Below are 13,854 nucleotides of genomic sequence, written 5' to 3'. Positions count from 1 at the left end.
GGTCGAATATTATCCCTTTAATCGATAAATTTTTCCGACTGAATATTCAATTCAATGTCCCAATGCTTAAACTGCTCTTGCTCATCATGCAAGTCGGCAACTAACAATGGCCATTGTTTGGCATCACCAGAAACACTAAGCTGCCATTGTTGATCATTTATGATGGTTAATTCAATGGCAGGAAGCATCTGATCACTGCGACTATGATTGAGTAAAACTGCAAGGCGAAGTAATAAACTTAAGTAAAGTAATTTATTACCGCCAGCCTTCAAAACTTCATTTTTTACATCATTACGTAATTTACGTCGATGGTGAGCAACTAAATGTGAAAGATGATTTTGATCAATTTGTGAGAAACCAGGAATATCAGAATGCTGTAATAAATAAGCACCATGACGATGGTAACCACCATGACTAATTGCTAAACCAATTTCATGCAAATAGGCTGCTCTACGTAGTAAGTCACTGTCTTCACTCGTTAAATTAAGTGATTTTGCAACACCATCAAATAAATGTTGGGCTGTATTTACGACACGTTCTGCTTGTTTAGGATCGGCGTTATAGCGCCCCATCAAGGCCTGTACACTACGATCCCGAATATCTTCATGCTTAAAACGACCTAACAGGTCATACATGACTCCTTCACGTAATGCACCATCAGAATATGCCAAACGTTCAATTTCTAAAACTTCAAAAACTGCGTACAAAATTGCCAATCCGGCTGGCAAAACTGCTCGTCGATCTTCTCGTAAACCTTCAAAATCAATTTCAGAAATATTTTTGAACTTAAGTAGTTTATCTTTGAGTTTATATAGGCCTTCTCGAGTGACATTTTCTTGTTCGTCACTTAACCCCATATTCACCATAATTTGACGGCAAGCTTTAATCGTTCCACTTGAGCCAACAACAGTATCCCAACCTTCCATCTTATAAGTCGTTGCGATTGCTGAAAGTTCTTTACGAGCAGCAACTACAGCTTTATCAAAGGCTTTTTGCGTGATTTCGCCATCAGCGAAATAAGCTTTTGTATATGCCACACATCCCATTTGTAATGATTCGGTATAAATTGGCTCAAACTCTTCGCCAATAATAAACTCGGTAGATCCCCCACCAATATCTACAACTAAACGACGTCCGCCATTAGCCATCGTGTGAGATACACCAAGATAAATCAAACGAGCTTCTTCACGACCCGCAATAATTTCAATAGGTTTAGGTAAAATTTCGGCCGCTTTTTGAATAAATTCATGACCATTTTTAGCTTGACGCAAAGCATTCGTTGCCACAATTCTTAAACGATTGGGTTGAACCGAACTTAAACGTCCAACGAAACGAGCTAAACATGCTAATCCACGTTGTTGCGCTGCTTCTGTTAGGTTTTTATTTTCATCCAGACCAGCTGCAAGCTGTACTTTCTCTGACATTGAAGCCACTTTTTTAACTTCACCGTGATCTACCCGTGCAATCGCAAGGTGAAAACTGTTCGACCCCATATCTATGGCAGCAAGTAATTCTTCATCAATCAGAAAGTCAGACATTATTGAACTAAACCCATAACAATTCACGCCTAGAGTAATTCACAAGAATGCAATTGAAAAGCCATTTTCATCAACATTTATTAGCCATCGATATTTTTCTATTTGTTAAACGATTGTACAAGCCGATGATGAATATCGTGAGCATCCATTAGACAAATTTAGTTAAGCCTTGAATAATAGCATCAAACCCTTACATTGAACTAAGTAGCTATGTAATACTGATAGAGATTATATCCTCACACAGTGATAGCACTTTTTTCTAAAAATTGGAGCCGTACCATGTCTGCGACTATTGTAAATACAACTGATGATAACTTCCAAGCAGATGTTCTTGATGCTGAAACACCTGTACTTGTTGACTTCTGGGCAGGTTGGTGTGCGCCTTGTAAAGCCATTGCACCTGTTCTTGAAGATTTATCAAGTGAATATGCTGGTAAAGTAAAAATCGTTAAAGTTGACGTGACTTCTTGTGAAGATACTGCAGTAAAATACAATATCCGTAATATTCCTGCTCTATTACTTTTCAAAAATGGTGAAGTAGTAGCTCAACAAATCGGTGCTGTACCTCGTTCTAAACTCGTTAGCTTTATTGACGAAAACGTTTAAAACGAAACGTTATAGATAAAAATACGCTATACCTATATAGCGTATTTTTTTCGGCTATAAATTGACAAATTAGCTGATCTCACTTATATTGCATGCTCAAGAGGCACTGAAGGGAATCGTCTTCTGTCCGGCTTCTTACAAGACACAAACATAAAGATCGCCACTCGGCAACAGAAATTGTTTTTTCACATTTCTCTTCGAAACAGTTAATCAGACTTCTGAATTGTTATTGTGTAAATACAATTGCGATACTCTTTTTTGTATGCGAGCGATTTTTCTTCTTTTAAACCACACTCTACTCTTTCCTAATTCTGACCCTTATGAATTTAACTGAACTCAAGAAAAAACCAATCGGCGAACTAATTAAAATTGCTGAATTTATGGGCCTTGAAGGTATGGCTCGTAACCGAAAGCAAGATATTATCTTTGCCATCTTGAAACGCCATGCAATGAATGGCGAAGAAATTTTTGGTGACGGCGTTCTTGAAATTCTCTCTGATGGTTTTGGTTTTTTGCGCTCTGCCGCAGGTTCGTATTTAGCAGGTCCGGATGATATTTATGTGAGTCCTTCACAAATCCGACGCTTTAACTTGCGTACAGGTGATACCATCACAGGTACTATTCGCCCTCCCAAAGAAGGTGAGCGTTATTTTGCGTTGCTCAAAGTTAATCAAATTAACTATGACACGCCAGAAAATTCTCGAAATAAAATTTTATTTGAAAACTTAACTCCTCTTTTCCCAACCGAACAATTGGTTATGGAACTAGGTAATGGTACGACAGAAGACTTAACTGCTCGTGTTGTCGACTTAGTTGCCCCAATTGGTAAAGGTCAACGTTCAATTATTGTTGCACCGCCTAAAGCGGGTAAAACAATGTTACTTCAAAACATTGCGCAATCTATTGTTAGAAACAATCCGGAAGTGTTCCTTATTGTTTTACTTATTGATGAGCGTCCAGAAGAAGTAACTGAAATGGAGCGTACTGTACGCGGTGAAGTTGTTGCCTCAACATTTGATGAAGCACCTGCCCGTCACGTACAAGTTGCTGAAATGGTGATTGAAAAAGCAAAACGTCTTGTTGAACATAAAAAAGATGTTGTGATTTTGCTTGACTCTATTACTCGTTTAGCTCGTGCATACAACACTGTAATTCCTTCATCTGGCAAGGTACTAACAGGTGGTGTAGATGCTCACGCATTAGAACGTCCTAAACGTTTCTTTGGTGCTGCACGTAACATCGAAGAAGGTGGTTCTTTAACGATCATTTCTACTGCGCTAATTGAAACTGGCAGTAAAATGGACGATGTAATTTACGAAGAATTCAAAGGTACTGGTAACCAAGAAATTACACTTGATCGCCGTATTGCTGAAAAGCGTGTCTTCCCTGCCATGAATATCAAAAAGTCTGGCACACGTCGCGAAGAACGTTTAATGGATGAAGATAAATTACGTAAAGTCTGGATTCTCCGCAAACTTCTTCACCCTATGGATGAGTTGGCTGCTATGGAATTCTTACTTGATCGTATGAAAGAAACCAAAACAAATGATGATTTCTTTGATCAAATGAAACGTAAAGCTTCAACTTAATTAATTTTATTATCCTTCAAAAAAGCTACTCTATTGAGTAGCTTTTTTATTTGGTTGACAAGCTTTACACAAAAATACATTTTGTTATTTTCTATGTAAGAATATATTTAAGCTTTTGAAAACAAATATTTTTAATTTAAAAAAATTAGGTTTTTTAATAGCTTATTCACACCTTTTCCAATATATTCAAACTAATTGATTGTTTTTTTCTGTTAAAAAACAGCCTGTTTTTTGATTTTTTCTGCGCTTTTTTGACAGGTGGCAGTAGTATTTCAACATGCGCAGTGATAGCATAGCGGCAGACCAGTTAGACTGCTCCATGCGTTGTTACCTAGCTACGTTTAGGAATAATAAAAGCCAAACAGCCTAACTTAGGTTTTTTTAATCTCAAATTTTTTTTGTGAGAGTGATGCCATGTTATTCAAAAAATTCGCTGTTGCTGCTGCTGTTGCTGCTACTTTAGCTTTCGTTGGTTGTTCTAAGAAAGAAGAAGCTCCTGCTGCTGCTGCTGCTTCTGAAGCTGTAGCTGCTGCTTCTGAAGCTACTGTTGCTGCTTCTGAAGCTGCTACTGCTGCTGCTTCAGCTGTTGACGCTGCTGCTGCTTCTTCTGAAGCTGCTGCTTCTGCACCTGCTGCTTCTGCTGCACACTAATCTATACTCTAGATTAGATAAAAAAGAGGACTTTATGTCCTCTTTTTTTATGCTTAAATTTTATAATTTAAACAATAGCTACGTTATATATTATTTAAATTATATTTATCACCTATAAAATATATTTTATTCCAAACCATTAAAAATTATAAATAAAAAAAAAGCAGATCAATCGATCTGCTCATTTCCAACGCGTTGTCTAAATTTCTGACCTGCTCTAAAGGTCACTACTCGGCGAGCAGAAATTGGAATTTCTTCACCTGTTTTAGGATTGCGTCCTGGACGCTCGCGTTTATCTCTTAGTTCGAAATTACCAAAACCAGAAAGCTTAACCTGCTCACCCGCAATCAGCGCTTGGCTAATTTCGTCAAAGAACAACTCGACCATTTGTTTTGCTTCACGGCGATTTAAGCTGGTTAACTCACTTAAATGATCAGCCATGTCTGCTTTAGTTAGTGCTGTCATGAGGCCCTCAATGTCGCTTGATAAGTGTTTTCCAACACTTGGATTATATTGTCCATACCAGATTTAATTTCAGCATCTTCAAGCGTACGTGAAGGATGTTGCCATAGTAGTGCAAACGCTAATGAGCGTTTACCCTCTTCGACACCCTGCCCCGTATACACATCGAATAACCAAGTAGAGTCTAAAAGCTCTCCACCAGTTTTTTCGATTAACTGCTGAATATCTCTAACATTTATATTATCAGAGATTAAAAGCGCAATATCACGTCTAACCGAAGGAAAACGTGATAATTCTGTAAAATTAGATACATAAGATTGCAAAACTGCTGCCTGATCAAGCTCAGCAACCCAAGTTGTGCTCAAATCGAGCTCATTTTCTAAAGATGGGTGCAAACGGCCTAGGTAACCAATTGATTTACCATCAACTAAAATTTCAGCTGACTGTCCCGGATGTAACCAAGCACGCTCTGAGCGTACATATTCAACTTTGACACGTCCAGCAGCTAAAACTTCTTCTACTTCACCTTTGAAGTCGAAGAAATCCATTGGCTGTGGCTTAGCATGCCATGATTCTGGTTCACGAGAACCTACAGCAATTAAAGCTAATGTCGGGATTTGCTTTAAGTCTTGAATAGACGTAGCATTTTGATAATCAAAACGCAAACCAAGCTCAAAGAAACGCACACGGCTTTGCTGACGGTTTAAATTATATTGTACACAAGGAATTAAGCTAGAAAGCAAAGTGCTACGCATTGCTGCCAAATCACTTGAGATTGGATTTGCGAGCATTAATGGATTTACTTGTGGGTTCAATTGCTTTTCAAGTTTTGCATCAGCAAAGCTAAAACTAATTGCTTCTTGGTAGCCCAAAGTAACTACTGTTTGGCGTAACTGTGCAATTTCAAAACGATCTTGGTACTTAGCAAGCTGAACATCCATGCTTGGTAGACTAATCTGGATATTGTCATAACCATCAATACGTGCAACTTCCTCAATCAAATCTTGATAAATTGCCATATCGTAACGATGTGATGGAGGAATAACGCTCCACTCACCTTCAGCTTTAACAGTTACTTTACAACCTAGTCGAGTTAAAGCATCTGTAATGAAATCAGCAGCAACTTGATATCCCAATAATTGGTCTACTTGAGCTTGCTTAAGTTCAATAGCTTCACGTTTTGGAAGTAAATCCGTTTTTTCAGCTACAGTGATAGGACCAAACTCACCACCCGCTAATTCTTTAATGAGCTGAGAAGCACGATTCATCGCAATTAATGGCAATTCAAAATCTACACCGCGTTCATAACGTTGCGAAGAATCTGTATGTAAACCAAAACGGCGAGCACGCCCAGCAATCGCAAGTGGAGCGAAGAATGCGCTCTCCAAGAAGATATCAGCTGTATCATCAGTTACACTTGATGCTAAACCACCCATGATACCTGCGATTGCTAAAGCTTTCTGGTCATCCGCAATAACCATTATATCTTCTTGCAACTCAACTTCTTGATCATTCAAAAGTTGCAACTTTTCTTGCGGCTTAGCTTGGCGAACTTCTACAGTACCTTCAATTTTAGCTAAATCGAAAGCATGCATTGGCTGGCCTAATTCCATGAGGACGTAGTTCGTTACATCAACTAAAATACTGTGTGTACGAATACCTGAGCGTGCTAAAGCTTGTTCCATCCATTCAGGAGTAGCAGCTTTCACATTCACATTTTTAACTACACGTCCTAAATAGCGTGGAGCACCATCCGTGCTGATCACTACTTTTTTCTCATCAGTGATTGTCGCATCAACTGACTTGATTTCAGGCTCATTCATTTGCAGTAGGTTAATTACTGCTATCTCACGAGCGATACCACGGATACTAAAACAGTCACCACGGTTTGGCGTAATACTGATATCGATGACGTTATCATCAAGTTTTAAGTATTCACGGATGTTTACCCCTACTGGAGCATCGGCAGGTAGCTCAAGCAAACCATCGATTTTATCTTCAAGGTCGATTTCAGAAGCACCGCACAACATACCTTGTGACTCGACACCACGAAGCTTACCTTTTTTGATTTTAAAATCGCCTGGTAATACTGCGCCAATAGTTGCTACAGGTGCTTTCATTCCAACACGAACGTTAGGAGCACCACATACAATTTGCAGCGGTTCACCTGAACCAATATTCACTGTTGTTACACGCAGACGATCTGCATCTGGATGTTGTTCAACTGTTAGAACTTCACCAACCACAACTCCAGTAAATGGCTTAGCAACAGGTGCTAGTTCATCTACCTCAAGACCAAGCATAGTCAACTGATCAGATAAGGTATCACTATCAATTGCTGGGTTAACCCATGTGCGTAACCAATTTTCGCTAATCTTCATCTTTATAAACCTTATTTAATCCTGAAAAAATGTTAGGCAAATTGGCGTAAGAAACGCACATCATTTTGATAGAACATACGCAAATCATTGATGCCATAACGCAACATTGCAAAACGCTCTACCCCTAAACCAAAAGCAAAGCCTTTGTATTTATCAGGATCAATACCTGCAGCGCGTAATACATTTGGATGTACCATGCCACAGCCTAATACTTCTAACCAACGTCCACGCTCATCCATGATATCCACTTCTGCACTAGGCTCTGTAAATGGGAAATATGATGGGCGGAAACGTACTTTTAAATCTTTCTCAAAAAATTCATTCAGTAGGTTAATTAATAAACCTTTTAATTCAGCAAAGCTGGTGTTCTCAGCAACGTACAAACCTTCGATTTGATGGAACATTGGCGAATGCGTTTGGTCTGAGTCACAGCGATATACACGGCCCGGACATACAATACGAATTGGCGGCTGGCTTGTTTCCATGGTACGAATTTGCACACCAGAAGTATGCGTACGCAACAAATGGTTTGCATCGAAATAGAAAGTATCGTGCATGGCACGTGCAGGATGGTGCCCAGGAATATTTAATGCTTCAAAGTTATGATAGTCATCTTCAACTTCTGGTCCTGTTGCAACTGTAAAACCAGCTTTAGTAAAGAACTGGCAAATACGTTCTTGTACTTGAGTAACAGGATGAACTGTACCAATGCGCTGTCCACGACCTGGTAAAGTAATATCAATGGTCTCATTTGCTAGTTTTTGCGCTAGCGCAGCTTGTTGTAATGCCGTTTGACGCTCAGTTAAAGCGCTATTAATTGTTTCTCGAACAGCATGAATCGCAGCACCTTGTACTTTGCGTTCTTCAGGGTCCATTTTCCCTAATGCTTTCGATTGTTCTGCAAGCTGGCTTTTTTTCCCTGTAAATTGCACACGCACCTGATCAAGTGCAACAAGGTCTTGAGCTGCTGCAATGGCAGCAAGCGCTTCTGTGGTCAGGGCTTCCAGTGACATATTAACTCTCAAAGCAACAAATTTAAAAATATAATAAAACACTGCATTCTAACAGTTTTTCACCGTATTGATGAAGTTTATCCATCATGAAAAATGTATTAGGCAACAAAAAGATAAAACGTATAAAATAATACTATCGTCAATGAGATCAATTATTATGGCGCTCAATCAGATTTGGAAACAACAACTTACACTTGTGACCTACGGTAATGAATACCTTCGCCAGAATTCAAGCTTCAACGAATGGCGACAACATCATATTTTTGACCAACATAGTTTTCAGTTTCGTGACTTAATTTCACAGCATTTACTTGCTCAACATTTCCAAGTTTGGCTAGAAGCACTCAAAAAACAGGGAACAACCCAAATCTCTCTTCACTTATCAACCATCTTAAATGAAGAGCAGAATCCAAATAATAATGTAGAACTTTTACCCTATACCCATTTTATTGTGAGCCATCAAAACAATAAAAAAATCGCATGGATTTTTGGCCATGAGCTTGCCGAATGGTACAGCAGCGATAATGAATTTGAGCCACCTTTAAATCAGCGTAGTGATTTACGTTTAGAAACTTTCTGGCGTTTTGAACTGAATGAAAAATTATCTAAGAAAGTTGATGCTGACTTAAAAGCACCTCAATGGGATGAAATTGCTGACTTTATGGAATCTGAGTTATTTCGAAGTAAGTATGCAGCAGGTTTTGAAGAACCTAAATTTGAGAAAAAATATTTTGATGGGTCAACTCATCAAATCTCAATAGATCATCAACCAACTCTTGCTCTTATTCCTGAAAATTATCCAGCTGATTGTGCACACCAACTCCTCTACCGCACCCAAGCTTTATTAGATTATTTGGAGCAAAAGAAACGCGCCGCAAATGATCCTTTAGGGGAAGACTTAGACCAAGAACAAATTATTAACTTAAGAAATTTTACCCATAAAACTGATGATCTGTTTGCAAAGCTGATTGTTAAAGCTGCCAATCATTATCAAACTGCTCAATTAAAACCTGTTGAGAAACCCTCTCCTTTTGATGCAACAAATGAGTCCGTAACTCATTTAAAAGCACCTCATCATAAAACTGGTGGAACAGGTGTAATCAAGCTCATTATTTTAACCATTATTATTTGTGCCTTAGCTTATTATTTTGGGCTTTAATCTTGATTAAAGTTCCCATTGATAAAGCAACTCTGTTATTCCGAAGCCGAACTCTGGTAGTTCGGCTTCAGCAATTAACTTTGCTCCCATTTTTTCATAGAAGAAGCGACTCGGATTTTTATTAAAAACCTCTAAACGAATAAAAGCATAACCTTGATTTAAAGCGCATTGATAGAACTTTTGAAATAACTCACGACCTATGCCTTGTTTTTGAACTTCTTTTAAAAGATAAAAAGCAAGAATTTCAGCAACATTATTTTCTGGATTTAAATAACCATCGAGAAAGCCTTTTACTACTCCATTTTCAGTATAGATAAATAACTTATGATTAGGACTTCTGCTTATCTCTTTCCATAACTGTTCTTTATCTAGTACGTTAAGCTCATCTAATATTTCTTGCTTAACCATACCGGTATAGGTTTCTTTCCAAGCTTGCACATGTACTTCTGCAATAGATAATGCATCCTTAAATGTTGCTATACGAATATCTGTGTCATTTAATGGTTTCAATTCACTCCCCTCACGTCACTACTTTTTAGAATGAAGTATTGATTAGTCTCACATGCACCTACTCAGTTAAAAACTGCTCTCGAACATGCATTAAAGCAAATCCCAACAAATTTAGACCTTGCCATAGAGATGGATCTTGGATGTGTGGATGGTCTTGCGCCATACCAATACCCCAAATTTTATCGACTGGAGATGCTTCAACCAAAATACGGTCTTTCGTTGCCAATAAGAATTTTTTCAATTCAGGATGCTGTGAAAATTTAGCAAAATTCGCCTGCACCACGATGTCAAAACGATTTTCTTGCCATATCTGTTCGTCATAATTACGCACTTTACGGCCTAGCTGCTTCGCTTCATTCGGATGTTTAACCTGCAAAATTCGTGCAAAAATTTCTTTATCATTAAATAATTTTGCTTTTTGCGCCATCATATAGTGCTCAGCAGTAAAGTACTCGACACCTTCCACCTTAAATTGCGCAGGGAACCACTGGCTAAAACAGCTTTTATCAACAAGATCAGCTTGTTTAGGAGTATGTCCCCAGAAATATAAGTATTTATACTGGTGACCTTGCTGCACTTTTTGAATTAAATCATTTAAAAATTTTTCGTCTTTCATCATTTATCTCTGATTATTTTCTCTTTTTAAAATAGAACCGCTAAAAATAAAAAAGACCGCTAAAAAGCGGTCTTTCTTTGAATCTCTAAGCTTATGCAGCTAATGCGCCTTTAGCTTTTTCAGCTAAAGCAGCAAATGCTACTGCATCATGCATAGCGATGTCAGCTAATACGCGACGGTCGATGATCACTTGAGCTTTTTTCAAGCCATCGATCATACGGCTGTAAGACAAACCGTTTTGACGAGCACCAGCATTGATACGCGCAATCCATAGAGCACGGAATTGACGTTTCTTTTGACGGCGGTCACGGTAAGCGTATTGACCAGCTTTGATTACCGCTTGGAACGCTACGCGGTAAACGCGTGAACGAGCACCATAGTAACCTTTAGCGCGAGCAAGAATTTTTTTGTGACGACGATGAGCCACTACACCACGTTTTACACGAGCCATTTATAATCTCCTTAGATGTATGGGCACATACGACGAACTGAATTCATGTCAGAAACATGAACCATTACACAGCCGCGTAATTGACGGATACGTTTAGCAGATTTTTTGGTCAAGATGTGGCGCTTGAACGCTTGTTTACGCTTAAAACCGTTTGCAGTCGCTTTGAAGCGTTTAGCTGCACCACGGCGAGTTTTTAACTTAGCCATAGTAACCTCTTTTAGGCACCTGTTCGGCGCGATCGCACCATTGCAAAATCGACCTGCAGGTAAGGAAGCGCGTATTTTATAGCATGCTGACTAAAATTAAAACTACTCTTAGCATTTTTTTGGATTACCAACTTAACAAACTAAAAAATTCATATCATTTTTTAGAAGGTAGTCATTGCTAATAAATTCAGCATCGTGGCTTATTTCACTCTATAATATGTTCAAATTATCAACATACGATATTTCAAATGCAGAAACATGATGCATTCGCTGCACTGCGCTATAGAGATTTCTCTATTGTTACCATTAATCAATTTTGCTTAACGTTAGCAATTTTGATTCAAGAAATTATTGTTGCTTATTCACTTTATCAAATTACCAAAGACCCTCTAACTTTAGGCTTAATTGGATTAGCAGAAGCCATTCCATTTATTGCCCTATCGCTTTGGGGTGGCTATTTTGCTGATAAATTTAATAAACAGGTCATTATGAAAATCTGTTTATTTTTCTCAGTGCCTCTACCTTTAGTTTTGTGGCTGCTGTTTCATTTGCATGGTTTAGGTCATATCAGTGTAAATTTCCTTTCTTGGGGTATTTATGCAGTGATTTTTGGCTTAGGTACCATACGTGGGTTTTACAATCCCTCTGCCACATCATTGAAACCATTCTTAATTCCACGCGAGCTTTATGCCAATGGCGCAACATGGACAACGATTGGTTGGCAAAGTGGCGTGATTATTGGGCCTATGCTAGGTGGGTTTATGCTTGCTTACTTAGGTAGAGAAACCAGTCTTTTTAGTGTTGCAGCCCTACTCAGCATCTGTTTTATTCTCATTAATTTATTACAAAAACGAAGCTTTCCTAAAATTGAAACTACCAATGTATTAGAAAGCTTAGGTGATGGTTTCCGCTTTATATGGAAAACCAAAATAGTTCTCTGGGCTATTTCTCTAGACCTTGCCTCTGTTTTATTTGGAGGTGTGATTGCCCTACTGCCTATCTTTGCAGAAGATATTTTAAAAGTGGGACCAGAAGGCTTAGGTTATCTGCGTGCAGCACCATCTATTGGTGCACTCATTACCATGATTGCTTTGACTCGTTTTCCTCCAACTCAACACGCATGGCGTAACATGCTACTCGCAGTTGCTGGGTTTGGTATATTTACGATTCTTTTCGCTTTCTCAAACAATATGTGGTTATCCCTATTTGCACTGGCGATGACAGGTGCTTGTGACAGTATTTCAGTTGTTGTTAGACAGACCATTTTGCAAATTTTCCCGCCAGAAAATATGCGTGGTCGCGTTGCGGCTGTAAATGGAATGTTCGTTTCATCTAGTAATGAATTGGGTGCATTTGAATCAGGCCTAGCAGCTAAATATTTGGGAACGATTGCCGCGACTATTTTTGGTGGTTGTATGACACTTGCAGTGGTCACGTTCTGTTGGTTAAAAACCAACGACCTATTTAAAGTCGACATTACCAAAAGCTCAGAAGACTAATTAAATCCTTTTAATAAAAGCATCTTCGGATGCTTTTACTTTAAATAAAGTCTGTAATTACCCAATAAATGAAAATATAACGCCCAGCCTTAGCAATAAGAACCATAAATAAAAAGCGCCAAAAATTTTCTTTGAATAAGCCAGCAACCAAAGTAATAGGGTCACCAATCACAGGTGTCCAACTTAAAAGCAGCGAATAAAAGCCATACTTATGATAAAAACGTTGAGCTTGTTCTAAACGTTTTTCAGAAACTGGGAACCATTTTTTATGTTTAAACTGTTCTATTTTTAAACCTAACCACCAGTTCACACATGAACCAAGTACATTTCCGAAAGTAGCAATCGAAATGAGAAGAAAAGCGGAATGTTGATTTTTTAATAATAAAGCAGCGAGTACAGCTTCTGATTGTAGCGGTAATAATGTAGCAGCCCCAAAAGCACTCAAAAAAAGTAAAAAGTAACTTAGCATTCTAATTAAACCAAACTACCTTTCACTTTATTTATTACCTATCAACTAAAATTAGATGACTTTAATTGATAATGCTTTTTGTACCGCAGGACGTGCTGTCAAGCGAACAATGTATTCTTGTACATATGGGTAGTCCTCTAATTGAATACCCTGCCATTCATAGCGCAAAATCCAAGGTAAAATTGCCATATCCGCAATTGAGTATTCGCCTGCAACAAACTTTTGCCCTATAAGCTGTTTGTTTAATACACTATATAGGCGTTTAGTTTCATTCAAATAACGTTCTATGGCGTAAGGAATTTTCTCTGGTGCAAAACGGTTAAAATGATGATTTTGTCCTAACATCGGGCCTAAACCACCCATTTGCCACATGAGCCATTGTTCTACTTCAACTCGCTCTTGCTCGTCAGTTGGATAGAACAAGCCAGTTTTTCGACCTAAATATTGTAAGATTGCGCCTGATTCAAATACTGAAATTGGCTCACCACGTGGACCATCCTGATCAACAATTGCAGGAATTTTATTATTTGGAGAGATTCTTAGGAAGTCGGGTTGAAATTGATCATTTTCTAAAATATTAATTGGATAAAGAGTGTAATCCAGTCCCATTTCTTCTAAGGCAATTGTGATTTTATGTCCATTGGGTGTGCCCCAATAATATAGATCAATCATTCTATTTTCCTATTCATCGTTATCATGACTGC

At 38.3% G+C, this 13,854-nt stretch carries 16 protein-coding genes and 1 pseudogene; 5 read left to right on the top strand and 12 right to left on the bottom strand.

From position 1 onward, the window contains the following. Positions 1-17 precede the first annotated feature (17 nt). Entirely contained in the window at positions 18-1,538 is a 1,521-nt protein-coding gene (ppx, locus tag ABFY81_RS14120; RefSeq protein ID WP_004698565.1) for an exopolyphosphatase, read from the bottom strand. Positions 1,539-1,817: 279 nt separating this feature from the next. Here ppx and trxA point away from each other — a divergent pair, with 279 nt between their 5' ends. Both trxA and rho read left to right on the top strand, forming a co-directional pair. Beyond that, a complete protein-coding gene (gene trxA / locus ABFY81_RS14115; RefSeq protein ID WP_002054512.1) occupies positions 1,818-2,144 on the top strand; it encodes a thioredoxin in 327 nt (108 codons plus the stop codon). Between the two features lie 320 nt (positions 2,145-2,464). Then, on the top strand, positions 2,465-3,733 hold the full coding sequence (rho, locus tag ABFY81_RS14110) for a transcription termination factor Rho (RefSeq protein ID WP_001054522.1): 1,269 nt from the start codon (positions 2,465-2,467) through the stop codon (positions 3,731-3,733). Positions 3,734-3,919: 186 nt separating this feature from the next. Here rho and ABFY81_RS14105 read toward each other — a convergent pair whose 3' ends face one another. Continuing rightward, complete coding sequence (locus tag ABFY81_RS14105; RefSeq protein ID WP_081400256.1) at positions 3,920-4,054, bottom strand: hypothetical protein; 135 nt, start codon at positions 4,052-4,054, stop codon at positions 3,920-3,922. 93 nt (positions 4,055-4,147) lie between these two features. Between ABFY81_RS14105 and ABFY81_RS14100 the strand changes: the two genes are divergently transcribed. Next, on the top strand, positions 4,148-4,384 hold the full coding sequence (locus ABFY81_RS14100) for a hypothetical protein (protein WP_019456649.1): 237 nt from the start codon (positions 4,148-4,150) through the stop codon (positions 4,382-4,384). Positions 4,385-4,552: 168 nt separating this feature from the next. Here ABFY81_RS14100 and ABFY81_RS14095 read toward each other — a convergent pair whose 3' ends face one another. The 3 genes from ABFY81_RS14095 to pheS are packed head-to-tail and all read right to left on the bottom strand — an operon-like array spanning position 4,553 to position 8,240. Next, complete coding sequence (locus ABFY81_RS14095; protein WP_000126166.1) at positions 4,553-4,849, bottom strand: integration host factor subunit alpha; 297 nt, start codon at positions 4,847-4,849, stop codon at positions 4,553-4,555. Further along, entirely contained in the window at positions 4,846-7,227 is a 2,382-nt protein-coding gene (pheT, locus tag ABFY81_RS14090) for a phenylalanine--tRNA ligase subunit beta (RefSeq protein WP_347914004.1), read from the bottom strand. The genes ABFY81_RS14095 and pheT overlap by 4 nt, the downstream gene beginning before the upstream one ends. Before the next feature lie 32 nt (positions 7,228-7,259). Next, positions 7,260-8,240, bottom strand: a complete 981-nt coding sequence (gene pheS / locus ABFY81_RS14085; protein WP_002054514.1) for a phenylalanine--tRNA ligase subunit alpha — start codon at positions 8,238-8,240, stop codon at positions 7,260-7,262. Positions 8,241-8,397: 157 nt separating this feature from the next. Between pheS and ABFY81_RS14080 the strand changes: the two genes are divergently transcribed. Beyond that, positions 8,398-9,399, top strand: a complete 1,002-nt coding sequence (locus ABFY81_RS14080; RefSeq protein ID WP_347914003.1) for a hypothetical protein — start codon at positions 8,398-8,400, stop codon at positions 9,397-9,399. 6 nt (positions 9,400-9,405) lie between these two features. Here the strand turns inward: ABFY81_RS14080 and ABFY81_RS14075 are convergent, their stop codons facing one another. From ABFY81_RS14075 to ABFY81_RS14055, 5 genes and pseudogenes are all read right to left on the bottom strand, one after another. Then, positions 9,406-9,909, bottom strand: a complete 504-nt coding sequence (locus ABFY81_RS14075) for a GNAT family N-acetyltransferase (RefSeq protein ID WP_347914002.1) — start codon at positions 9,907-9,909, stop codon at positions 9,406-9,408. Between the two features lie 58 nt (positions 9,910-9,967). Continuing rightward, positions 9,968-10,525 (bottom strand): NADAR family protein, encoded by a 558-nt coding sequence (locus tag ABFY81_RS14070; protein WP_151741747.1) that lies wholly within the window; start codon positions 10,523-10,525, stop codon positions 9,968-9,970. Positions 10,526-10,616: 91 nt separating this feature from the next. Beyond that, positions 10,617-10,976, bottom strand: coding sequence for a 50S ribosomal protein L20 (rplT, locus tag ABFY81_RS14065; RefSeq protein WP_000124858.1), 360 nt, complete (start codon positions 10,974-10,976; stop codon positions 10,617-10,619). Positions 10,977-10,987: 11 nt separating this feature from the next. Continuing rightward, positions 10,988-11,182, bottom strand: a complete 195-nt coding sequence (rpmI, locus tag ABFY81_RS14060; RefSeq protein ID WP_002054552.1) for a 50S ribosomal protein L35 — start codon at positions 11,180-11,182, stop codon at positions 10,988-10,990. A gap of 11 nt (positions 11,183-11,193) precedes the next feature. Beyond that, positions 11,194-11,289, bottom strand: a pseudogene (locus ABFY81_RS14055) (hypothetical protein); the annotation flags it as partial. A 141-nt stretch (positions 11,290-11,430) separates the two neighbouring features. Between ABFY81_RS14055 and nreB the strand changes: the two are divergent. Continuing rightward, complete coding sequence (gene nreB, locus ABFY81_RS14050; RefSeq protein ID WP_134262295.1) at positions 11,431-12,681, top strand: nickel resistance MFS transporter NreB; 1,251 nt, start codon at positions 11,431-11,433, stop codon at positions 12,679-12,681. Between the two features lie 40 nt (positions 12,682-12,721). Here nreB and ABFY81_RS14045 read toward each other — a convergent pair whose 3' ends face one another. Both ABFY81_RS14045 and ABFY81_RS14040 read right to left on the bottom strand, forming a co-directional pair. After that, a complete protein-coding gene (locus ABFY81_RS14045) occupies positions 12,722-13,150 on the bottom strand; it encodes a YqaA family protein (protein ID WP_004698584.1) in 429 nt (142 codons plus the stop codon). Between the two features lie 51 nt (positions 13,151-13,201). Then, positions 13,202-13,822, bottom strand: a complete 621-nt coding sequence (locus tag ABFY81_RS14040) for a glutathione S-transferase N-terminal domain-containing protein (protein ID WP_004698586.1) — start codon at positions 13,820-13,822, stop codon at positions 13,202-13,204. Between the last annotated feature and the right edge of the window lie 32 nt (positions 13,823-13,854).

It is taken from the genome of Acinetobacter sp. WA-87 (genome assembly GCF_039938935.1).
Classification (GTDB): domain Bacteria; phylum Pseudomonadota; class Gammaproteobacteria; order Pseudomonadales; family Moraxellaceae; genus Acinetobacter; species Acinetobacter seifertii.
The sequence above is the reverse complement of the archived record's forward strand: the minus strand, read 5'-3'. Positions and strand labels throughout refer to the sequence as shown.